Here is a 23,294-nt window from a genome sequence, read left to right as displayed (position 1 = left end):
GCTACTAAGTAAGTATTAAAAAAAGTCGCCTGCGGGCGACTTTTTTTTTGGTGAACTATTTTCAGTGCACGCACTAATATAGTGTTTACAGTGCTTGAGTACGAAAACGTTTGCCTTTAATCCGATCGCCATTTAGTAATGCTAAAGCATGTTTGGCATGGCTTACTTTTACTGCCACAAAAGCCCAGTTGCTTTGCACTTTTATTTTACCAATGTCGGCCATGGTTAGTTTTTTGTCGCGTGTAAGCGCACCTACTATGTCACCTGGGCGCAATTTGTCTTTTTTACCGCCGCTTAATTGCAAAGTAACAAATTCTGCTGCTAAGGGTTTATTGCCACTTGGGGCGCTAGGTAATGGCAGTAATTGAATAGGGGCGCTTAGGGTGTCTTCTAATAAGCGCATTTTATAATCGTCTTGCTGGGCAATTAAGGTAATGGCTAAGCCTTCGGCGCCGGCACGACCTGTGCGGCCAATACGGTGGGTGTGGGTGTCGAGATCATGGGCCATATTGACACTTATTACTAAGTCGAGTTCAGCAATATCGAGACCACGTGCAGCAACGTCGGTGGCGACTAAAATACGGGCGCTGCCGTTACTAAATTGCACCATGGTTTGGTCGCGTTCTTTTTGTTCTAAGTCGCCGTGCAATGCCAGTGCACTAAAGCCTTTATTTTTGAGCTGATTAGCTATGTTTTGGGTTTCGGCGCGGGTGTTGCAAAACACAATACAGTTGCTGGGCTGTTGAGTTAATAATAATTGCTCGACCGCATAGTTTTCCGAGGTGTCGCTTACATCATAAAAATGCTGGGTAATGTTAACTTGCGTTTGGGTGCTGGCGACTTCGATATGGTTGGCGTTTTTGCTCACGCCTTGGCTGAGTTGTTGAATTCCAGAAGGGTAAGTTGCACTAAACAGCAGTGTTTGTCGCGCGGTTGGTGTTTTGGCAATAATTGCGCTGAGATCATCCTGAAAGCCCATTTCTAACATACGGTCGGCTTCATCTAAAACCAGCGTATGTAATTTAGTAAAGTCAATTCTGTTTTGGCCTAAGTGGTCCAAAATACGACCAGGCGTACCAACTAATATATGGGCGCCGTGTTCCAGCGAGGCTATTTGTGACCGAACGGGCACACCACCACATAAGGTGAGTACTTTTACGTTTGCCATGGTTTTTGCCAGGCCTCGAATAGCTTCAGCCACTTGCTCGGCTAGTTCACGAGTAGGGCAAAGTACCAGGGCTTGAGGTAATAGTTGCGCTAATTCGAGCTTGGCTAAAATACCAAGGGCAAAGGCGGCGGTTTTGCCCGAGCCGGTTTCGGCCTGCACGATAACGTCGTTGCCTTGCAAAATAGTAGGCAAGCTAAGGGCTTGTACTGGGGTCATGTGCTGAAACCCTGCTGCTGCAACGCTGTTGAGCAGCGCTTGGTTCAGTGGCAAATGGTTAAAGTACGCTGGCGTGGGTATTACTTCAGACATAGTGATTAGATCAGCTTTTATAGGCACGAGCGGCAAACAACGGTCGCGTTTAGTTTTATGATTGAACTAGTATAACAGAGTTCTGTGCTAGCAATACGGTGGTATTAGTTGACTTAGTGAACATTAATAGCTTAACTTGCTGGTGAAAAACTAACCATGTGGTGGTAGCGGAAATTTATATGCTTACCCGTAAAAATATTGTTCGAGGCGTTGGAGTATTACTTACCACGGCTGTAGTTGTTTATTTAGCTGTAACTTTGTTCACTGCGCCTAAAAGAGTAGAGGCTAAATTAGCTGGGCAAAAACTAGCCGAGCCCGAGTTTGCTTGGGTAAACGAGCAACAGTGTGGCAGTTGTCACCAACAGTACGTGCAACAATGGCAGCGTTCGGACCATGCTATGGCAATGGCAGTAGCCACGCCAGACTATGTGCGGGGGCAATTCAATACGGACCGATTTTATCAAAAAGATCAGCATTACTGGCTAACTAGCCCGGCTGGCGATGGTCAACGAGAGCATTTTCCGGTGGCTTATACCTTTGGTTGGCAGCCTTTGCAGCAATATTTAGTGGCGACAGAGCGAGGCCGTTGGCAAGCCTTTGGGCAAGCCTGGGACACGGAGCTGCAACAATGGTTTGCCCTATATCCTGAACAGGCGAACGATACGAGCCACCCGTTGCATTGGCAACAACCGCTACATATGGCGAATACGCAGTGTATTAGCTGCCATGTTACCAATTACCAAGCCAATTACGACCCGAATACGGACCGTTTCAATTCCACTTGGCAGGCACTAGGCGTTGGTTGCCAAAGCTGCCATGGGCCTGCTGCGGAGCATGTAAATTGGGCCAAAACAGCTACGGCAGAACCCATGCCAGAGCACGGCTTAAAAGGCTTTAAAGTGTCGTTGAACCAAGCTGAAACGCAATTAAATAGTTGTGCCCAGTGCCATAGTCGGCGCATTGAGCTTACTGACTTTAGCCCTGAGACCGATGTGCATGAGCAGTTTTTACTCAGCCCATTAAGTGCCGACTTATATGAAGTAGACGGCAAAATACTTGAGGAAGTATTTGAATACGGCTCGTTTGTGCAAAGTAACATGCAGCAAGCGGGCGTGGTATGTAGTGACTGCCATAATGCCCATAGTGGCGCCTTGCGGGCCCCTGGCAATGCCGTGTGTAGTCAGTGCCACAACCCGCAAGGGCAAGCTGCGCGCCCGGGGCTAAATACCGAGCGTTTACAAAGCAAAGACTACACCAGTAGCGAGCATCATTTTCACCCCGTTGATTCAGTTGGCGCCCAATGCACTAGCTGCCACATGCCAGGCCGCACCTATATGGGTAATGACTATCGCCATGACCATAGCTTTTCTTCACCAAACCCTGCCCAAGCAGCGCAGTTAAACCATTCCGATGCCTGCTTAGGCTGCCACCAAGAGCAAGCGCCAGCGGCTATTATTGCCCAGTTTCAGCAGTGGTATCCTGCGGCGCAAGCGCGAGATGGCGGCTATGCCAAAACTTTGTTTATGGCCCGGCAGGGTGAAGAAGGTGCCGCCCAAGCGTTACTTGAACAGTTACAGCAAGAGCAACAACCACCCATTCGTTTAGCGGCTTTATTAACCGAGCTGGCAAACTACCCGTCGAGTGCGGCGCAAGAATTAGTGCTGCGCTATGCCAACCATTCGCATGCGTTGCTACGACGCGCAGCTATAGAAGCCGCCACCGCACTGATGCCTTTTGCCTGGTTGCAAGGGCAGTTTCCGCGCTGGTTACAAGACCAAGCCACTGCCGTAAGAGTAACCGCCGCGGAACAGCTAATAGGCTTGCAACAGCCCGTTGCACCGGCGTTATTAATGGAATATGAGCAATTACAGCAGCGCCATTTAGCAACGGCACAAGGGCACTTTAATTTAGCCAGTGTGTACCAATTAACTGGCCGCGAGCACCAAGTGGGGGCAAGCCTACAGTTAGCCTTACAGCGCAACAGTAATTATATACCGGCAATGATTGCCTGGGCCGATTGGCTTGAAGTGCAAAACCCAACTCAGGCACTGCAATTTTTGCAGCAGCAGTTGCAGCGTCAGCCTAATTCGGCGGCATTGCACTTTGCCATGGCCTTAAGCCAAGTGCGACAAGGTAACTTAGCCTTGGCGATAACACATTTGCAGCAGGCCTATAGTTTAGACCCTGGCAACAGCCAATATGCCTATGTACTGGCGGTTGCCACTTACGACAGCGGTGCACAGCAAGAGGCGTTAGCTATTTTGCGAACAGCCTTGGCTATTAACCCGCATCAACGCCAATTGCGCTTGGCTTTATTGCAATACAGCGGCAATAGCGCAGAACGAATAAAGCTGCTTGATGACTTACAGCGTATTAATCCATTTGATCCTTTTCTAGAAATAACATTAAGTGATTAGGAGTAAATTATGCAGGGCGTAACATTATTAACTTTTTTAGTAAGTGTGGTGTTAGTTGTAGGTTGTAATGACACGAAACAGGCGTCGGAACCACCGCCCGTTGAAGAAGAGGTGGTTGTTGTCGAGCCGACTAAACCAAATATATTGCTAGTGATTATGGACGATGTGGGTATCGACCAAATGGAGATTATGGGCTACGGCGGGCTAGTGCCGCCGGCCACTCCCTCCATTGCAGCTATTGCTAAAGCTGGCGTGCGATTTCGCAATACTTGGTCGATGCCAGAGTGCTCACCCGGGCGGGCCGCGTTACTAGCGGGCCAATACCCATTGCGTACTAATATGTACCAAGCCTTGGGCCCCAACGACTTAGCCAATTCGCAACTGTCGCCCTATACATTAACGGTGCCTAAATTATTGCAGTTGGCCGGGTATGAAAATGCCATGTTTGGTAAGTTTCACCTTGGTGGTCCAGAACTTAACCCCTTTGAATACAACACCCCAACCCAATTAGGCTGGGACTACTTTTATGGTTGGTTAGGTGGCTTGCCGGCGTCGTTAGATACCACGGCAGGAGGTATTGCCCCGCCGGGTACCTATAGTTGTGGTTTTGTACCCTCGTTAGCCCAAGATCCAGTACATGGTGCCAATAGTGGTGCTTGTTATACGCCCAACAGTTGCGAGCAGCTGCACAGTGGTATTCATGGCGATTCCGCAGGCCTACAGTGTTTAACCAAAGGCGGCGTATTGGTGCCCCAGGCAACGTGCCAAGCACAGCCTCCCGCACAGGTTAATTTTAACCAACAAAATGCTCATTATGTGTCGGAGCTAGTAATTACCAGTGCCGCTGGGGTGGAAAATGTACCCTTAGCCGATGCCCGTGGCCGCGGTTTTCGGTCGATTATTGAAGCTGAAGCTGCCACTGAATGGATTCAAAGCCGAGCAGGCGACAAACCCTGGATGGCCACCTTAAGTTTTAGTTCGCCGCACACGCCGTTGCAGCACCCACCGGCCGAGTTATTGAGTGTTCAACGGCAGCAACAATTATTACCGAATTGTAGTTTAGCCCCAGTGAACTTGCTTAATGCACGCCACTTAACCGACGCCATGATTGAAGGGTTAGACAAGGCCCTGGCCAAGTTAATGTTGGCAACGGGCATTGCCACCGAAAATGACACCGGCGAACTAGTTTACAACCCAGCAAGTAATACCCTAGTAATTGTGGTGGGCGATAATGGTTCGTTTGGGCCCACAGTGAAACTGCCCTTCGATACTGCACGAGCAAAGGGTTCGGCATACCAAACAGGGGTGTGGGTGCCGCTGATTGTGGCTGGCGAACAGGTGGTTAGCCCCGACCGTAATGTAGAGCACATGGTAAATGCCACCGATGTGTATGCCTTACTGGCACAAGTAGCAGGAATTGATGAAGCGATAGTGGCCGCGGCAACCCCCGACAGTGTTGGTTTGCTTGCTTACCTAGAAAATGCAAACCAAGCGAGCTTACGCGACTATAACTTTACCCAGGGTGCGTTAAATATTCAGCAAAATGCAGGCCGCAATGGTCCCTGTGCTTTTACTACTCAATGTTCCCATACCCCAACCAGCAAGTCGGTATGTGAAGACAACGGTGGCGTGTGGTGGGGGCAAGGGGCTGACGATCCGGTAGTGGTGAATACCTATCAGTCGGGCGAGTTATTGCAATGTTGGCAGGTGAACCAAGCCATTTACAATGCTGATCCGGCAAGTTATGACACGAATAAACTAACCATGGGCTGGTCGCGCTATCAGGCTATTCGGAATGACAATTATAAATTAGTGCGCAACCATGCGTTAGACTATGTGCCCGCCACCGATAGTTACGAAGACATATTTTCGATTGAACTGTATGCCGTTGACCAAGCGGCTACGCCACAGCTAGACACGGCCGATAGCGACTTATTAGTTGGCCAAGGTGAAGCAGGGGTTGCCCAGTTAAGTGAAGCCTTACAAACGGTTTATGCAACCTTGCAGGGGGCTTTAGCGGAAATTATGGCGTCGCAACCAGATTGCCCCGGCGATGGTAATGGTGATGGTAAAGTAGACCAACGTGATGTGCTTAACTACCACAGCATTATTGCTACCGGTTGGCAGGGCTCGAGCTGGTATGACGTAAACTTTGATGGTGTTACCGATGCCCAAGACCTAGCCATTATCGAGGCGGCTTTAGGCACCGTATGTGGTAGCTAAATTGAGTTGTTGGTAGTTGCTTGTGAACCGGTTTTGGTGTCGATAATGGGTGGCCAGCCGCCGCGGTCTTTCCACTGGTTTACAATCCAGCAAAATAGTTCGGCGGTACGCTCGGTGTCGTAAATGGCCGAATGGGCTTGTTTCGAGTCGAAGGGTATTTGTGCCGCTTCACAAGCTTTAATTAATACGGTTTGGCCTAAAGCAACAGCAGCAAGGGCGGCCGTGTCGAAGGTGACAAAGGGGTGGAACGGATTACGCTTTAACTTGCTGCGCTCTGCTGCCGCCATAACAAAACCATGGTCGAAGGTGGCATTATGGCCGACCAATACCGAACGTTGGCAGCCGGCTTTGCGCTGAGCTTTACGAATAGCTTTGAAGATGTCGCGTAAGCCTTCGCTTTCAGGTACGGCACCACGTAGTGGGTTGTCGGGGTCGATGCCATTAAAGTCGATGGCCGCCTGTTCAATATTGGCACCTTCAAAGGGCTCGATATGGGCATGGTGAGTGGCCACTGGGTATAGGTTACCGTTACTGTCGAAGTCGAGTAATACAGCTGCTATTTCCAATAAGGCGTCGGTGTTGGCGTTAAAACCGCCGGTTTCCACGTCGATAACGACGGGTAAGTAGCCGCGGAAGCGCGACTTCATGAGTTGTTCGTGTTCGGCCATGCATACTCCTTAAAATTGCCCGAGAAGTATGACAGAAAGGTGTTCTGAATGCTAAAGGACAGAGCATAAATGCCGATACCCTAAGTAAGATAGAATTAAAAAGGGTTTAACATGCAAATTCGAACGCTAGTGTTGGCGCTAAGTGTAACGGCGATGCCTTATATTTTGGGTGCAGACGCTTATGCCGCCGCACGCTCTTATAGTGCGGGTTTTGAACGTTCTGAATGGCGAGTAAGCGAATATTCACCGCTGCAGTGCACGTTAGAGCATGACATACCTCGCTATGGGCAAGTTCGCTTTGAAAGTGAAGCAAGCCGCGAGTTAAATATGCGCGTGGTATTGGGCATGCACCGTTTACCCGACACCTATAGCGAAGCACAAGTGTATAGTGTGGCCCCTAGCTGGCGCGCTAACCAAGCCCCGCGCCTGTTAGGCGTTTTACCCTTGTACCGACAGTACGATAGCGAACTGGGTAAACAAATGTCGTGGGTGCTGTTAACGGAGCTAGAAAAGGGCATGATGCCAACCATTGCCTACACCGACTGGCATAACAATGCAGACACGGTGCAGGTGGGTATTTCGGCGGTGAACTTTCAACAGCGCTACGACGACTTTATGCAGTGTGTGTCGGGGTTATTAACCTTTGGTTTCGACGATATTGCGTTTACCGTATTAAATTACGAAGAGCAGTCGACCGAGCTTACCAATGGCTCGAAACGGAAATTACAACGCGTTGGCGAATATTTAAGCTACGACCAAGACATTGAATTGGTATTGCTAGCAGGTTATACCGACGCTTATGGTAGCCGCGAAGAAAACCAAGTGTTGTCCGTGTCGCGGGCGCAAACGGTGAAAGACTTTTTGGTTGGGCAAGGGCTACAAGAAAGCCAAATATCGATTAAGGGCCATGGTGAAATGCGCCATACGGCAGGTAACGAAAACGAACTAGAGCGCAGTCAAAACCGCCGCGTGGTAGTGCAAATTAGTCGTCCGTTTGATCAAAACCTACTGAGTAGCCGTTAATTAAACAACGGCTATTCTATTTCTACTTTGTCTTTATATTCACATAAGTCTTCAATAATGCACGAGCCACAACGTGGCTTGCGGGCTATGCAAGTGTAACGGCCATGCAAAATAAACCAATGGTGTACGTCGAGCTTGAATTCAGCGGGGACCACCTTTAATAACCGTTGCTCGACCTGATCGACGTTTTTGCCAGGGGCAAACTTGGTGCGGTTACTGACCCGAAAAATATGGGTGTCGACGGCAATGGTGGGCCAGCCAAAGGCGGTATTAAGCACCACGTTAGCGGTTTTCCGCCCTACGCCAGGCAGGGCTTCAAGGGCTTCACGGCTTTCTGGCACCACACTATTATGCTGCTCGACTAAAATACGACAGGTTTTAATGACGTTTTCGGCTTTGGTATTAAATAAGCCAATGGTTTTTATATAGTCTTTCACCCCGTCAACGCCTAAAGCCAGCATGTCGGCAGGGTTATTCGCTACCGCGAACAAGGGCCCAGTGGCTTTATTCACGCCCACGTCGGTAGACTGTGCCGACAATAACACCGCAATGAGCAACTCAAAAGGGTTGGAAAAATTCAACTCGGTGGTGGGGTTGGGGTTGTTGTCGCGCAGCCGCGTTAGTATTTCAATACGTTTTTGTTGGTTCATTGCGTTGTAGTGCCCTTTATACCTCTGCTGTTATTTATTGTGCTGTTACCCGAACTCGCTGAGCCTTTTCAATAGGCGCTTTGGCCGCTTTTTCCCGTTGCTGGCGATCAATTATATTCTTCACTGCTATCATCATGCCCATGCCAATAAAAGCACCCGGGGGTAATACGGCGAGTAGCATAGGGTAGTCGAACTGGATTAATTCAATACGCAGGCCGGCGGCCCAATTGCCAAGTAATAATTCGGCCCCGTCGAACAGGGTGCCTTGGCCAATAATTTCCCGCATGGCGCCTAGTAGAATAAGCACAAGGGCAAAGCCACTGCCCATTACTAAACCGTCGAAACCGGCCTTATGCCATGGGTTTTTCGAAGCATAGGCTTCAGCGCGGCCAATAATGGCGCAGTTAGTAACGATAAGCGGAATAAAAATACCTAGGGCGGTAAATAAGCCATAGGTAAAGGCGTGCATCATTAATTCCACAAAAGTAACAAAGGTGGCAATAACGATAACAAACACCGGAATACGAATTTCGTTCGGTACCCAGTTACGCACCAAAGACACGGTAATGTTTGAACCCATAAGAACCAGCAAGGTGGCTAAGCCTAAACCAAGTGCGTTGGTAACGGTGCCGGTAACCGCCAAGAGCGGGCATAGGCCAAGCAGCTGCACTAAAGCAGGGTTGTTTTCCCAAAGGCCGCCGCGGGCGAGGGTTTTGTATTCGCTAGGTGTTGTTACCTCACTCATGGCTTCACTCCTCGGTTATGGGTGCATTGTTAGTGCACTGAATAGGGGCTTGAAAAAGCATAGGCTGATGTTCATTCACCCACACTACAGTACGCTGAATGGCATTTATAACAGCTCGTGGCGTAATAGTAGCCCCGGTAAATTGGTCGAAGGCGCCACCGTCGCGGCGTACTTGCCAGCGTGGGTCGTTCGCATCACGTACCCGTTCATTGCTAAAAGAATAAATCCAGTCGCTGCGCCGAGGGTCAACTTTGTCGCCTAAGCCTGGCGTTTCGCGGTGGTCTAACACACGGGCGCCTAGCACCTTACCAGTATGGCCAATGGCTACCAGCAAGTGAATGTCGCCACTATAGCCGTCGGGCGCTGTGGTGCGCACTGCTAGCGCAGCGGGCTGACCATTAAGCCGCGCGCGATATATGGGCTGTGGCAATTTATTACCTAACACTGTTGGCTCGATTATTTCCGTGCAGTCGGCGTATAAGTCGTTGTTATAACTGTCGCTTGGAATAAGCTCGCTGAGGGTTCGCATAAGTTCGTTGCGCTGCTGTGCGGCAATGCGGTCGGCGGTTAGGTATTGAGTAAACATAAGCAGCGCGGTGGCAACAATTGCAAAAGCAGCGAGAATGGCACCGTTACGGCCCATAGCAGATAAAATCATCAACGTGCTCCCCCGTGGCCGTATACCCTTGGGCGCGTGTATTGGTCGATAACAGGCACACATAGGTTGGCTAATAAAACAGCAAAAGCCACTGCGTCGGGGTAGCCGCCCCAGGTGCGAATAATATAAATGAGTGCGCCAATTAAGGCCGCATAAATAATTTTGCCTTTGTTCGAGGTGGCAGCTGAAACTGGGTCGGTAGCTATAAAGAATGCCGCTAACATAGCGCCACCGCTTAACACATGAATATTAAAGCCAGGTAAGGTGTCGGGCGCAACTATAGTGCCAATAATAGCGCCGAGGCCAATTGTACCCAGCAAAGCGGTTGGTATGTGCCAGGTAATAACCCGCTGTTGTAACAGTATTAACCCACCGGCTAAATAGGCAAAATTAACCCACTGCCAGCCGGCCCCAGCAAATATCGAAAATAAATCGCTTTGTAGTGTTTCTTGCAGGGTATAACCTTGGCCTAACTCAGTTTTTATATAGTCTAGCGGGGTTGCCATAACCATGGCGTCGAGGCTGCCACTAAGTTCAACTAAACGGGCTTGTTCAAGGCTATAACCGTCGGTGGTGAAGGTGGTTAAAAAGAGCCAAAGGCTGTCTATAAAATTGGGCGCTGTATAGCCCGGTAAGGCAGGTGGCATCCATGAGGTCATTTGCACAGGAAATGAAATGAGCAACATAACGTAGGCGGCCATGGCTGGGTTGAAAATATTCTGCCCAATGCCGCCAAAAACGTGCTTAACCACCAAAATAGCAAACAAAGTACCAACCACAATAAGCCACCAAGGGGCTAAAGGCGGAATACTTACGGCTAATAAAGCCGCCGTAACCACCGCGGAATAGTCGTTTAAGGCCGGCTTGATGGGGCGATCGCGTAATAACATAACGGCTGCTTCAGCTAATAGCGCCACACTAATGGCCAGTGTAAGTTGAAAGAGCACGCCCCAACCGAAAAAATAAAGCTGTGCAATAACCCCAGGCACCATGGCAAACAGCACCAGTTGCATAATGTTTTGCGTGGTGCGGTTGAAATGGCTATGGGGTGATGAGGCGATATAAAAACTCATGGCTTATTAGGGTCCCCTGCTGGTTTTGGGTTGTTATCGTCGGTTGTTGCAGACTCAGCTGCCATGGCAGCGCGTTTGGCTTTGGCGCGAGCAACCGCTGCGGCAACCCGAGCTTTTTGTGGGTCGAGTTCGACAGGTTCAGCGGCACTGGCGTTGCTGGGTTCGGCCTGTTGCTGTTGTTCAGCGCGCTTGGCTTTAGCACGGGCAATGGCGGCAGCAACCCGAGCCTTTTGAGGATCGAGCTCGGCGGCTTCGTTAGTGCTGGGCTCGGCTTGTGCTTGCTGTGCGGCGCGCTTAGCTTTAGCACGAGCAATGGCGGCTTGAATAGGGTCGGCTGAGGTTTTTCCCGTAGCTGCTGTGGGCGTGCTGTCGGGGGTTGCTGCCGCTTGTTTGGCCCGTTCGGCGAGGGCTTTTTCACGGGCTTTAGCTGCTTGTTTATGGCGTTCAAGGCGCTCTTGCTTTTCGCGTTCTAAACGCTCTTGGCGGGCTTCAAAGCGTAACCGAGCAATTTCAGATTGTTGCTGCTCAATTTTTTCTTCACGTACTTCAGCCTTGGCTTTGCGGTAATAGTGCACCAAGGGAATTTCACTGGGGCACACATAAGCACAGGCGCCACATTCAATACAGTCGGCTAAATTATGCTTGGCCAGCCCAGGGTGGTCTTTGGCTTTTGCTAGCCAAAGTAATTGCTGGGGTAACAATGAAGCGGGGCACACTTGTTCGCACATGCCGCAGCGTATACAAGGGCTTTCTGCTCCGGCGGCCGGAAGCTCTACTGTGTTGGGGGCTAAAATACAGTTGGTGGTTTTAATAATGGGCGTGCGCGGGTCGGCCACGGTGTAACCCATCATGGGGCCACCGACTATAATACGTTGCTGCGCACTTGGTTCGAGGGCGCCACATTCGAGCAGGTGCTGAATTGGTGTACCCAGTAATACCCAGGCCGTACCTGGCTGTTGGAAGGCTTCACCCGTAAGGGTTACTACCCGTTCCATCAGCGGTTGGCCTTGATCGATAGCGGTGGCGATAGCAAAAGCAGTGCCCACGTTTTGCATTAAAATACCAAGGTCGGCGGGGTAGCCACGGGCGGGTACTTGCTTGCCGGTAAGCACTTGAATAAGTTGTTTTTCCCCACCAGAAGGATACAACGTGGGAATAACTTGCAGCCGAATGTTTGGGTGTTCATTGCCAAGGGCCGCGGTTAGTGCCGCCACTGCTTCTGGCTTGTTGTCTTCTACGGCAATAACCGCTTCAGGTGCTTGCTGTTGGTGCTGCAAAATATGTTGCAGTAAAACCACGCCCCGAATAATAGTGGCCGCATGTTCGCGCATAAGGCGGTCGTCGGAGACTATATAGGGTTCGCATTCCACCCCATTGATAATTAGCAATTCTATGGTGCGGGCTAAGGTTAGTTTTTGTGCCGTGGGAAAGCCTGCACCACCTAAACCGGCAATACCCGCATGATGTAAATGCTGAATTAGCTCGAGCGAGCTAAGCGCAGTAGGGTTTGCTAGCCCCTGAAATTCAATGGCTTGGTGTTCACCGTCGGGAATTAGCGTTAATGCGGGCTCGGGAATTTGCGACGGATGATTGCTTGGGTGTTCAACCACTTCGCCCACAAGGCCCGAGGTTGGCGCATGAATGGGTAAGCCGCCGTAAACTCCTGGTTCGGTTAGCGCTTGGCCACGTAGTACCCGCTCACCCTGTTGCACGCAAAGGCTACCCGACATACCAATATGCTGGCGCAGGGGTATGTACAGCACCTTGGGCAGGGGTAAGGTACGAATGGGAGTAGTGTTAGCGAGCGCTTTGCGCTCTGGAGGCTGTACACCGCCATGAAAACGCCAGAGCTTCACTGGGCTATTATCTTTACTCATGGCTTCACCTGCGTGCTGCTAGGGGTGGTTTCATGAGGCTTGGCGGGGGTAACTTCTACGGGGTTAACTTCTGTAGGGTTAACCATGGTAACTGGAATACTGTGTAAGTCCCACCGCCAGCGTTCGGTTTTAGTTGCAACGGGGATCATGTCAATACAGTCAACGGGGCAGGGCTCGACACATAGGTCACAGCCGGTGCATTCGTCGGCAATAATAGTATGCATTTGCCGCGTAGCACCAATAATGGCATCGACAGGGCAGGCCTGTATGCATTTCATGCAGCCAATACATTCGTCTTCGCGAATAAAGGCCACTTTTTTTACGTCTTCAACGCCATGGGCGGCGTCGAGAGGTTTGGCTTCACGGCCGGTTAAGTCGGCTAATTTTTGAATAGTGGCTTCGCCGCCGGGCGGGCACTTGTTGATATCTTCACCATTGGCAATGGCCTCGGCGTAGGGGCGACAACCCGGGTAACCACATTGGCCACATTGCGTTTGGGGTAAAATTTCGTCGATTTGATCAACCAGCGGGTCGCTTTCCACTTTAAATCGAATCGCGGCAAAACCTAGAATAAGGCCAAAAACCAAGGCCATAACCGCTAAGGTAATAATTCCAATGAACCAAATCATAGCTAACTTACCAGCCCACTAAAGCCCATGAAGGCTAAAGACATAAGACCTGCGGTAATCATGCCGATGGCGGCGCCACGAAAGGCTATGGGCACGTCGGCGGCGGCAATGCGTTCACGAATGGCTGAGAATAAAATAAGCACTAAGGAAAAGCCGAGGGCAGCGCCGAAACCATAAAAAATAGATTCAACAAAGTTGTGTTGTTTAGAAATATTCAGTAATGCCACCCCAAGTACCGCACAGTTGGTGGTTATTAAGGGTAAAAAGATGCCAAGTAGACGGTATAAGGTAGGGCTAGCTTTGTGCACCACCATTTCAGTGAACTGCACCACTACGGCAATAACCAAAATAAAGCTAAGGGTGCGCAGGGCCATTAAATCGAGAGGAATTAAAATATAATGGTTCACTAGGTAGCTACAAACAGAAGCGAGAGTAAGCACGAAGGTGGTTGCTGCTGACATGCCAATGGCTGTTTCAAGTTTGCCAGACACACCCATAAACGGGCACAAACCTAGAAACTGTACCAAAACGAAGTTGTTTACCAACACCGTTGCTATAAGTAGAAGCAAAATTTCAGTCATGAAACTACATTGTTCGCGTTAGTGACGAAGCCAACGGCTTCTGGAATATGAATATTGCTATTATCCTGCTTTAAGCTCGGATACACAACTTTCGCTGTGATGCTTTTTACCAACAAACTGTTTTTACACAAGCGCTTTCGCAAAGATTTCGCTACTATCTGCACGTTAGCCTTCATTGTGACGGTGGGTTTGCTACCTCAGTTTAAGGTTGGGGGCTGCAGGCAATACGGCAAGCCTATCATTTTCTGCAAGGAGTTTGTTCTGATTCAATTATTTAACCGCTTACGGGCGCTAGATGAGCGTGCGTTTTATTGGTTGTTTCACAAAACCTCAGCGCTGCGTAAAACTCGGTTAGCTTTTTGGTTTTCACGCAGTGGCGATGGCCCTTACTACGCCCTGTTTGCTTTATTGGCGGTCATTGCCACAGTAGAAGGCAGCTGGCTGTTTGTGCAGCGCCTGTTTTTTTCCTTTGCTATTGAAGTGCCCTTGTTTATTGGGCTGAAGCAAGTGTTAAAGCGCGATCGACCTGCGGCGCGGCCTAGCTTTAAACCGGTGATTACCCCGGCTGATCAATTTAGTTTCCCTTCTGGCCATTCTACGGCCGCATTTCTATTTGCCATTTTGGTGGTGACTAGCTTTCCCATTTGGTCGAGTGCCGTATATTTATGGGCGGTGCTAGTGGCTATGTCGCGGGTTGCGCTTGGGGTGCATTACCCAAGCGATGTAATAGCAGGTGCTTTACTAGGTACCAGTATTGGCGTGCTGTTTATAGCGCTGATTCAGTAAGCCGCCATTGGGCTTATTGGCAAGCTATTAAAGTAAGTTTTAATAAGTGAAGCAGAAGGATGAAAATGGCTCCCCAGGTTGGAGTTGAACCAACGACACATGGATTAACAGTCCACCGCTCTAACCAACTGAGCTACTGGGGAATTGCTGGAAGCATTTGTTATTGCCTTCTGAATAAGAAGGGCGTTTGTTAGCGATGGCTCCCCAGGTTGGAGTTGAACCAACGACACATGGATTAACAGTCCACCGCTCTAACCAACTGAGCTACTGGGGAATCGCTTAACAACGGGGCAGAATGTTAAAGGGAGAGAGCTATACTGTCAACCATTGAAACACAATAAATTGATAATAAGTGGTTCAACTGGAGGAAAAACATACATTTTCAGGCGTTAGGTGTATTTTTAACCGCAAACCTACCTGTTTTTACACTTTCCCTTGCCTGCTTCGCTTTCATACACTTTGTAGTACTAACTCATTTTAACTCGGCTTTTGTCCACATACAGGCAAAAGGCTTGAGTGGTGTGGGCTAGCGGATCTTATCCACTGTTTCTGTGGATAACTATGTGGTTAAGTCTGTGGGAGATTAGGACTGGTGCGGGATATAGCGGAGTTTTGAAATAATTAAAAACTTGGCATGAAAATTATTACCCTTAAATATCAATGCGTTATGTATTGTCAACGAAAAAGTAAAGAGCCCGCCTATTGTTAGCACGATGCAAGTATGTAATTCACATTATTGTGTATTAACTCGGCGGATCGGTGGAAAACTATGCATAGATGTGGGGTAAGCGATCGCTTACGGGCTACATGTTGTTAACACAAGTAAAATCTGTCGTAGGTGGTAATTGCAGTAAAGAAAAGTGTTTAGGTGCAAGGGGAAAAATGAAATTAGCTGGTAAAGAAAGCGAGGATTGCAGCCGAGCAGTATGTATTTGGCTGCCTTCTAGGCAAGATTTAGGCTGGGTAGGGTGTATTCCTAAAAGTAAGGCACTCAAAGGTGGTATACCTACGAGTGCCTAAGTTGGTTTAGCTAGACCATTTAAGTGGTGTTACTTAGTTTGCGGCAAAGGCTGCAATACGCTTTACGGCGTCGTCTAGTACCTCTTGGGCCGCTGCAAACGACAAGCGGAAGTGGCCGGGTGCACCAAAGGCGGTGCCTGGTACCAGGGCAACTTTTTGCTCTTCAAGTAATAGCTCGCACAGCTCAACGTCGGTGGCTACGCCTTTGGCCGCCATAAGTTCTTCAACATTCGGGAAACTATAAAAAGTACCGTCTGCTGGAATGGCCTTGATACCAGGAATAGAATTTAAGCCTTTCACCAAACGTTCATGCCGACCTTTAAATTCGGTAACCATTTCTTGAATAAAACTTTGGTCGCCTTCTAGTGCTGCTAAAGCCGCATATTGGGCAATAGAACAAGGGTTAGAAGTACTTTGCGATTGAATTTTTTTCATGGCTGCAATGATAACGGCAGGGCCTGCCGCGTAACCAATGCGCCAACCGGTCATGGCATAGGCCTTGGACACACCAGAAAGTACCACAGTGCGATTCATTAAGTCGGGGGCAACCATTGGGATGTTATGGAAAGGCTCGTCGCTCCAGAGCACGTGCTCGTACATATCGTCGGTAGCAATAAGTACATGAGGGTGCTGGCGTAATACGTCGGCCAAACCACGAAGCTCGTCGGCGGTGTAGGCCATGCCGGTGGGGTTAGAAGGGCTATTTAAAAACAGCATGCGGGTTTTAGGGGTAATGGCCGCAGCTAATTGTGCCGGGGTGATTTTATAGGCTTGCTCAATACCTGCTTCAACAATGACCGGTACACCCCCAAGCAAGGTGGTCATGTCGGGGTACGACACCCAGTAAGGGGCCGGAATAATGACTTCGTCGCCGTCGTTGATCCACGCGGTAAGCAAGTTAAAAATAGAATGCTTACCACCGGCTGAAACTAAAATTTCATTTGGTTTGTAGTCTAACTTGTTGTCGCGCTTAAATTTATTAATAATCGCTTGTTTAAGTGCAGGAATACCGTCGACGGCAGTGTAACGAGTGTAACGGTTGTCGATGGCTACTTTAGCCGCTTCACAAATAAAGTCTGGGGTTGGGAAGTCGGGCTCGCCAACGCCAAGACCAATAACATTGTGCCCTTGTGCCTTAAGCTCGGCCGACTTTTGACTGACAGCAAGCGTAGGAGAAGGTTGAATAGCGTTGACTCGGTGAGAAAGTTTGTAATCCACAAAGATACCTAACTACGTAGTTGATGGTTGGAAAGGCTGAAAACCCAATGAAAAAGCACCACAGACTATATGTGTGCAGGGCTAAAAAGTCTAGTCGGCGGGGCGCTTTCATTGGTATTTAAGGGCTATTTTAAGTACTATACGTGACAATGTTTTTGCCCCCGTAATCCTGTTTGTTGCAGAACTGGCAAAGTGAAACATATAGAGGAGTTCGAATGTCTTCAGCCACGGCGCCTCGCGCCATGCTGACCGCCCCCGTTGCCCCAACTCTTTGGTCGATGACCTGGCCGGTTATTTTTGGTGTTGCCACCCTAATTAGTTTTAATTTTATCGATACGCTTTTCATTAGTTTTTTAGGCACTGAAGAATTAGCCGCAGTAGGTTTTACTTTTCCCGTTAGCTTTACGGTGATCAGCCTAACGATAGGTTTAGGTATTGGCACCTCGGCGGTGATGGCGCGCAAATTAGGTAGCAATGATGAAGTAGGAGCGCGCCAGGTAGGTAGTAGCGCTATATATTTAGCAGCGTTGTTGGTGGGTAGTTTAGCTTTGTTACTATTTTTCCTGACCGAGCCTATTTTTCACACCCTGGGTGCCACCACCGAATTAATGCCGCTGATTAAGCAGTATATGTATATTTGGTATGCTGGCGCGGTACTGTTAGTTGTGCCTATGGTAGGTAATAGTGTGCTGCGGGCGTCGGGCGACACCAAAACGCCGTCGTTAATTATGGGCCTTGGTGGTTTGTTGAATGCCATACTAGACCCCCTGCTTATTTTTGGCTTGGGGCCTTTCCCTGCTTTGGGTATTCAGGGTGCGGCCCTAGCTAGCGTAATTTCTTGGCTAGTTGGTTTTAGTTTAATTATTTACTGGCTGGTGTGGCGCAGAAAGCTGATTGATGGCCGCCCACCGGTGTTGGCTATTTTTATTCGCTCGGCTAAGCGCTTATTAAGCATAGGTTTACCTGCTGCGGGGGCTAATATGTTAACGCCTTTAGCAATGGCGGTATTAACTGCCATTGTAGCCACCCACGGCGCGCCTGCAGTGGCGGCGTTTGGGGTAGGTATTCGCTTAGAGTCGTTAGCCTCGGTGGTTATTTTGGCCTTGTCGATGAGTTTACCGCCATTTATTAGCCAGAACTTTGGTGCCGGCAATATGGAGCGGGTGCGCAGCGCTTATAAAACCTCGTTGTTTTTTATTCTTGGGTTGCAGCTAGCCATTTACTTATTACTGCTATTGTTGTTGCCAGGCATACAAACAGCCTTTGCCCGCGACGCAGCAGTGGCCGAGGTATTGGCCTTGTTCGTGTGGATCATGCCCTTAGGTTATGGTTTGCAAGGTTGGATTATTTTAACTAACTCGTCGCTAAACGCGTTGCACAAACCTATGCATGCGCTTTCGTTAAGCGTGGTACGGTTATTTGTTACCTTTGTGCCTTTGTCTATTCTTGGTAATGCGCTGGCCGGCTTGCCGGGTTTATTTATGGGCGGTGTTTTGGCTAATATAATTACTGGCGTGGTGTCGTACAATTGGTTTATGCGCACCAGTGGCGCCGAGTTAAAACAGCTACAGGTTGCAGTGAAGTGAGTGAAAACAGTAAACAGCAAGCGGTTGCCGCCTTGGTACCAGAGCAGGGGCGACCCTTCGACTTAGTGTCGGACTACCAACCAGCGGGCGACCAGCCGGCAGCAATTCAAAAGTTGGTGGACAATATTGATGCGGGTTTAGCAGGGCAGGTGTTGCTTGGGGTAACTGGCTCGGGGAAAACCTTTACCATGGCTAATGTAATAGCCAATACTGGCCGACCTACGCTTATTATGGCTCATAATAAAACCCTAGCGGCGCAGTTATATGGTGAAATGAAAGAATTTTTCCCCAATAATGCGGTGGAATACTTTGTTTCTTATTACGACTACTACCAGCCCGAAGCCTATGTGCCAACCACCGACACCTTTATCGAAAAAGACGCGGCCATTAACGAACATATCGAACAAATGCGGCTGTCGGCCACCAAAGCGTTAATGGAGCGCCGTGACGTTATTTTGATTGCGTCTGTGTCGGCTATTTATGGTTTGGGTGATCCTGAGTCGTATATGAAAATGATGCTGCATTTACGCCGTGGCGCCATTATCGATCAGCGCGATATGCTGAGAAACTTGGCCACCTTGCAGTACACTCGTAATGACCAAGCCTTTGCGCGAGGTACCTACCGGGTGCGGGGCGAAATTATAGATATATTCCCTGCCGAATCAGACGAGCTTGCGGTGCGAGTAGAGCTGTTCGACGATGAAATAGAACGAATTTCTATTTTTGAACCGCTGACAGGGCAAATTATTCAAAGCGATATTGCCCGTTATACGGTGTATCCGAAAACCCACTATGTGACCCCCCGAGAAAAAATTGTTGACGCCATTGAACATATAAAAAATGAACTACAAGAGCGCCGCGAGCAATATATAAGCACCGGGAAAATGGTGGAAGAGCAGCGTATACGCGAACGTACTCAGTTTGATATTGAAATGATGCTGGAGCTTGGCTATTGCTCGGGCATTGAAAACTATTCGCGCTATTTATCGGGCCGGGCACCGGGCGAGCCGCCACCAACCTTAATGGACTATTTGCCCGACGATGCCTTGCTAATTTTGGATGAGTCGCACGTAACCGTGTCGCAAATTGGTGCCATGTATAAGGGCGACCGCTCGCGTAAAGAAAACTTGGTGAACTATGGTTTTCGGTTGCCGTCGGCACTGGATAACCGCCCCTTAAAGTTTGATGAGTTTGAAGCCATTTCGCCACAAACCATTTATGTGTCGGCCACGCCGGGTAATTATGAGCTAGAGCGTTGTGGCGGCGAAATTATTGAACAAGTGGTACGGCCAACGGGCTTGATTGATCCGGAAATTGAAGTACGGCCGGTAGCAACCCAAGTGGACGATGTAATGTCGGAAATTCGCTTGCGTACAGCAAAAAATGAACGGGTACTGATTACTACGTTAACCAAGCGGATGTCGGAAGACCTAGCCGACTATTTAGACGAGCACGGTATTAAAGTACGTTATTTACATTCAGATATAGACACCGTAGAGCGAATGGAAATTATTCGCGACTTCCGCTTAGGCGAATTCGATGTGGTGATTGGTATTAACTTGCTGCGTGAAGGCTTAGATATGCCAGAAGTGTCGTTGGTGGCTATTCTAGATGCAGATAAGGAAGGTTTTTTACGTTCGGAACGTTCGCTTATACAAACCATTGGCCGTGCGGCGCGTAACTTAAACGGTAAAGCAATTTTGTACGGCGACCGTATTACTAAGTCGATGCAAAAGGCCATTGACGAAACTGATCGACGCCGACAAAAGCAAATGGCGCACAACGAAGCTCACGGTATAACACCAACAGGATTAAATAAACGCATTACAGATGTAATGGATATGGGCGGCGACCCGAATCGCAAGAAACGCCGTGAGCGCGAACAAGAAGCGCGCAAAGTTGTAACCATGCGAACGTACCGAACAGAAAAAGAGCTGTTAAATAAAATTGCCGAGCAAGAGCGGGGTATGTATAAAGCCGCGCAAGACTTAGAATTTGAAAAAGCAGCAGCCATGCGTGACGAATTAAATGAATTACGCGAAGCGCTCAAAACCTATGGTACCTAATACAGTAGGTTAAATAGGGCGCAGATTTGTTTGAGTTATGGCCGTTATGCTCCTTTTTTCAGCAGTTGAACGAAAACCAGGGAAAAAGAGTGCATCTATAGTTGACAGTTTTTGTTACGCCCCTATAATAGCGCTCGTTGTTCAGGGAATGAATAACAACAGATGGATGGTTAGCTCAGTTGGTAGAGCACCGCCCTTACAAGGCGGGGGTCACTGGTTCAAGCCCAGTACCATCCACCAATTTTACATGGTGGTACACATTCGGATGGTTAGCTCAGTTGGTAGAGCACCGCCCTTACAAGGCGGGGGTCACTGGTTCAAGCCCAGTACCATCCACCAAAATAAAAGATGGGGTCAGAGCAGATATGATGCGCTGACCCCATTTTTTTTCTGCTATAATCTTCGCTAATTTTTTGAATTTACGCATTTGAACTCCGAAGCAGGAAAATTACTCATGTCTGTTGTCTCTCGTTTTGCTCCTAGTCCTACTGGTTATTTACACGTTGGTGGTGCGCGAACTGCACTTTATGCTTGGCTGGTGGCTCGTGCCGCGGGCGGTAAATTTTTATTGCGGATTGAAGACACGGACCGTGAACGTTCTACTCAAGAGGCTATTGATGCCATTTTTGCTGGCATGAAATGGCTTGGTTTAGACTGGGACGAAGAGCCTATATACCAAACCCAGCGCTTTGCCCGTTACGGCGAACTGATTGAACAATTAATGGGCGAAGATAAAGCTTACAAATGTTATTGCTCGCAGGAGCGCTTAGAAACCATGCGCGAAGAGCAAATGGCGGCTGGCTTAAAAGCCCGTTACGACGGCAAATGTCGTAACTTAACCGCAGCAGAACATGCGGAAAAAGCAGACCAACCCTTTGTAATTCGTTTTCGTAACCCACAAGAAGGCAGTGTGGTGTTCGATGACCATGTGCGTGGGCGCATAGAAATTGCCAATACGGAATTAGACGACCTGATTATTGCTCGCACCGGCGGCACGCCAACCTATAACTTTTGTGTGGTGGTAGATGACTGGGACATGGGCATTACCCATGTGGTGCGTGGTGAAGACCATATTAACAACACCCCACGGCAAATTAATATTTTACGGGCTTTAGGTGCGCCATTACCTGAATATGCCCACGTGGCGATGATTTTAGGTGACGATGGCAAGAAGCTTTCTAAACGCCATGGTGCGGTGAGTGTGACAGAGTATCGCGACAATGGTTACCTACCAGAAGCGGTACTGAATTATTTGGTACGTTTAGGCTGGTCGCATGGTGATCAGGAAGTGTTTAGCCGCGAAGAAATGATTCAATATTTCAAGCTGAGCGATATTAATAAAGCCGCCTCGGCTTTTAATACGGAAAAGCTAAATTGGCTGAACCAACACTATATGAAAACCTTGCCTGCAGAGCAGGTTGCAGCAGAATTATTGTGGCATTTTGACAACCTTGGGGTGTCGACTGAGGACGGACCAGCACTGGTCGATGTAGTCAAGCTACAGGCGGAGCGGGTAAAAACCCTGAAGGAAATGGCCGAAATTAGTAGCTATTTCTACGCCCCAGTTACTGGCTTTGAAGCAAACGCAGCGCAAAAACATTTACGCCCGGTAGCCAAAAACGTACTGGTAGACATTCAGCAGCGCCTAAAAGCGTTAACAGAATGGACCACTGAAAATATTCAAGCCAGCATACAAGCTACCTGTGCAGCGCTCGAGGTAGGCATGGGCAAAGTTGGCATGCCATTGCGGGTAGCGGTAACCGGTGGTGGTAATTCACCTGCGTTAGATGCAACTTTAGCGTTAATTCCACAAGCAACGGTGGTGGCGCGTATAAGCTTAGCGCTTGAGTTTATTAACAGCCGAGAGGAACAAAGCTAATGCCGAAAATTCGTGAGTTACTAGCGAATAACGTGCAGTGGGCAACCAATAAAAAAGCCCAAGATCCTAAGTTTTTTGAACGTTTAGTGAATCAACAAAATCCAGAATACTTATGGATTGGCTGTGCTGATAGCCGTGTGCCTGCAAACGAAATCGTAGGGATGGACCCAGGTGAGTTGTTTGTTCATAGAAATGTGGCCAACCAAGTAATACAAACGGATTTTAATTGTTTAGCTGTAGTGGAATATGCAGTGACGCAACTACGGGTAAAACATATTTTAATTGTTGGGCATTATGGTTGTGGTGGTGTTGCTGCCGCGCTAGAGTCTTGCCGCCATGGTATTGTTGACCACTGGCTGCACCCGATTAAAGATATTTATCGGGCCCATGAAAGCGATATTGCTAACTTACCCATGTCGGCCCAGTTTGACCGCATGTGTGAATTGAACGTTATTGAGCAAGTGTATAACTTGTCGCATAACTATATAATTCAGGAAGCGTGGGCGAAAGGGCAAAAGTTAGCCATTCACGGCTGGATTTATAGTATTAAAGACGGTATTGCTCACGACTTGCAGGTGACAATTGACGGTATGGATAGCATTGCACCCATCTACCAATTTGAGCCAGATGCGGAGTCGGGTGACTAATTAACGACCAAGTCGCTACAAAAATAGCCAAACGAACGCATATTAAGAAAAAAGGGTTGACACCAAGGTCG

18 protein-coding genes and 4 tRNA genes are annotated in these 23,294 nt (G+C 48.8%); 10 read left to right on the top strand and 12 right to left on the bottom strand.

Annotation, left to right across the window (positions count from 1 at the left end; all coding sequences use genetic code 11):
- Positions 1–85 precede the first annotated feature (85 nt).
- Positions 86–1,477 (bottom strand): ATP-dependent RNA helicase DbpA, encoded by a 1,392-nt coding sequence (gene dbpA, locus M1L23_RS01595; RefSeq protein WP_252625281.1) that lies wholly within the window; start codon positions 1,475–1,477, stop codon positions 86–88.
- Between the two features lie 179 nt (positions 1,478–1,656).
- On the opposite strand from dbpA, the gene M1L23_RS01590 reads away from it, so the two are divergent.
- On the top strand, positions 1,657–3,894 hold the full coding sequence (locus M1L23_RS01590; protein WP_252625280.1) for a multiheme c-type cytochrome: 2,238 nt from the start codon (positions 1,657–1,659) through the stop codon (positions 3,892–3,894).
- Positions 3,895–3,903: 9 nt separating this feature from the next.
- Positions 3,904–6,117 (top strand): sulfatase-like hydrolase/transferase, encoded by a 2,214-nt coding sequence (locus tag M1L23_RS01585; protein ID WP_252625279.1) that lies wholly within the window; start codon positions 3,904–3,906, stop codon positions 6,115–6,117.
- On the opposite strand, the gene rnt is transcribed toward M1L23_RS01585, so the two are convergent.
- Positions 6,114–6,785: a ribonuclease T gene (gene rnt, locus M1L23_RS01580; RefSeq protein WP_252625278.1), complete on the bottom strand. Its 672-nt coding sequence runs from the start codon at positions 6,783–6,785 to the stop codon at positions 6,114–6,116. The two genes, M1L23_RS01585 and rnt, sit on opposite strands and share 4 nt — an antisense overlap.
- A 111-nt stretch (positions 6,786–6,896) precedes the next feature.
- Here rnt and M1L23_RS01575 point away from each other — a divergent pair, with 111 nt between their 5' ends.
- A complete protein-coding gene (locus M1L23_RS01575; RefSeq protein WP_252625277.1) occupies positions 6,897–7,808 on the top strand; it encodes an OmpA family protein in 912 nt (303 codons plus the stop codon).
- Positions 7,809–7,819: 11 nt separating this feature from the next.
- On the opposite strand, the gene nth is transcribed toward M1L23_RS01575, so the two are convergent.
- Genes nth through rsxA form a run of 7 tightly spaced genes read right to left on the bottom strand, consistent with a single transcriptional unit; the run spans position 7,820 to position 14,021 of the window.
- Complete coding sequence (gene nth / locus M1L23_RS01570; protein WP_252625276.1) at positions 7,820–8,458, bottom strand: endonuclease III; 639 nt, start codon at positions 8,456–8,458, stop codon at positions 7,820–7,822.
- A gap of 34 nt (positions 8,459–8,492) precedes the next feature.
- A complete protein-coding gene (locus tag M1L23_RS01565; protein WP_252625274.1) occupies positions 8,493–9,203 on the bottom strand; it encodes an electron transport complex subunit E in 711 nt (236 codons plus the stop codon).
- Positions 9,204–9,207: 4 nt separating this feature from the next.
- On the bottom strand, positions 9,208–9,861 hold the full coding sequence (gene rsxG / locus M1L23_RS01560; RefSeq protein ID WP_252625273.1) for an electron transport complex subunit RsxG: 654 nt from the start codon (positions 9,859–9,861) through the stop codon (positions 9,208–9,210).
- Positions 9,861–10,934 carry an electron transport complex subunit RsxD gene (gene rsxD / locus M1L23_RS01555; protein ID WP_252625271.1) on the bottom strand — a complete coding sequence of 358 codons (1,074 nt, stop codon included), beginning with the start codon at positions 10,932–10,934 and terminating at the stop codon, positions 9,861–9,863. The genes rsxG and rsxD overlap by 1 nt, the downstream gene beginning before the upstream one ends.
- Complete coding sequence (gene rsxC, locus M1L23_RS01550; RefSeq protein ID WP_252625270.1) at positions 10,931–12,811, bottom strand: electron transport complex subunit RsxC; 1,881 nt, start codon at positions 12,809–12,811, stop codon at positions 10,931–10,933. Before rsxC ends, rsxD begins: the two co-directional genes overlap by 4 nt.
- Positions 12,808–13,440 (bottom strand): electron transport complex subunit RsxB, encoded by a 633-nt coding sequence (rsxB, locus tag M1L23_RS01545; protein ID WP_252625269.1) that lies wholly within the window; start codon positions 13,438–13,440, stop codon positions 12,808–12,810. The genes rsxC and rsxB overlap by 4 nt, the downstream gene beginning before the upstream one ends.
- Positions 13,441–13,442: 2 nt before the next feature.
- Entirely contained in the window at positions 13,443–14,021 is a 579-nt protein-coding gene (gene rsxA / locus M1L23_RS01540; RefSeq protein ID WP_252625267.1) for an electron transport complex subunit RsxA, read from the bottom strand.
- Between the two features lie 189 nt (positions 14,022–14,210).
- Between rsxA and M1L23_RS01535 the strand changes: the two genes are divergently transcribed.
- Positions 14,211–14,807 carry a phosphatase PAP2 family protein gene (locus tag M1L23_RS01535; RefSeq protein WP_274707207.1) on the top strand — a complete coding sequence of 199 codons (597 nt, stop codon included), beginning with the start codon at positions 14,211–14,213 and terminating at the stop codon, positions 14,805–14,807.
- Positions 14,808–14,873: 66 nt separating this feature from the next.
- Here M1L23_RS01535 and M1L23_RS01530 read toward each other — a convergent pair.
- The 3 genes from M1L23_RS01530 to M1L23_RS01520 all read right to left on the bottom strand — a co-directional run bounded on the left by M1L23_RS01530 (position 14,874) and on the right by M1L23_RS01520 (position 17,045).
- Positions 14,874–14,950 (bottom strand) — tRNA-Asn (locus tag M1L23_RS01530).
- Positions 14,951–15,004: 54 nt separating this feature from the next.
- Positions 15,005–15,081, bottom strand: a tRNA-Asn gene (locus M1L23_RS01525).
- Positions 15,082–15,860: 779 nt separating this feature from the next.
- Complete coding sequence (locus M1L23_RS01520; protein WP_252625265.1) at positions 15,861–17,045, bottom strand: pyridoxal phosphate-dependent aminotransferase; 1,185 nt, start codon at positions 17,043–17,045, stop codon at positions 15,861–15,863.
- Positions 17,046–17,260: 215 nt separating this feature from the next.
- On the opposite strand from M1L23_RS01520, the gene M1L23_RS01515 reads away from it, so the two are divergent.
- The 6 genes from M1L23_RS01515 to can all read left to right on the top strand — a co-directional run bounded on the left by M1L23_RS01515 (position 17,261) and on the right by can (position 23,223).
- On the top strand, positions 17,261–18,631 hold the full coding sequence (locus M1L23_RS01515) for an MATE family efflux transporter (RefSeq protein ID WP_252625264.1): 1,371 nt from the start codon (positions 17,261–17,263) through the stop codon (positions 18,629–18,631).
- Positions 18,628–20,697 carry an excinuclease ABC subunit UvrB gene (gene uvrB, locus M1L23_RS01510; RefSeq protein ID WP_420840618.1) on the top strand — a complete coding sequence of 690 codons (2,070 nt, stop codon included), beginning with the start codon at positions 18,628–18,630 and terminating at the stop codon, positions 20,695–20,697. The genes M1L23_RS01515 and uvrB overlap by 4 nt, the downstream gene beginning before the upstream one ends.
- A 164-nt stretch (positions 20,698–20,861) precedes the next feature.
- A tRNA-Val gene (locus M1L23_RS01505) sits at positions 20,862–20,937 on the top strand.
- A gap of 23 nt (positions 20,938–20,960) precedes the next feature.
- Positions 20,961–21,036, top strand: a tRNA-Val gene (locus M1L23_RS01500).
- A gap of 115 nt (positions 21,037–21,151) precedes the next feature.
- The gene (gene gltX, locus M1L23_RS01495; protein WP_252625263.1) at positions 21,152–22,576 is read left to right on the top strand and encodes a glutamate--tRNA ligase; all 1,425 of its coding nucleotides are present in this window, start codon (positions 21,152–21,154) and stop codon (positions 22,574–22,576) included.
- On the top strand, positions 22,576–23,223 hold the full coding sequence (gene can, locus M1L23_RS01490) for a carbonate dehydratase (RefSeq protein WP_252625261.1): 648 nt from the start codon (positions 22,576–22,578) through the stop codon (positions 23,221–23,223). Before gltX ends, can begins: the two co-directional genes overlap by 1 nt.
- The last annotated feature ends 71 nt before the right edge of the window (positions 23,224–23,294 follow it).

Origin of the sequence: Aliidiomarina quisquiliarum (assembly GCF_023922585.1) — a bacterium.
Classification (GTDB): Bacteria; Pseudomonadota; Gammaproteobacteria; order Enterobacterales; family Alteromonadaceae; genus Aliidiomarina; species Aliidiomarina quisquiliarum.
Note: the sequence above shows the minus strand (reverse complement) of the source record. Positions and strands in the feature narration are given on the sequence as shown.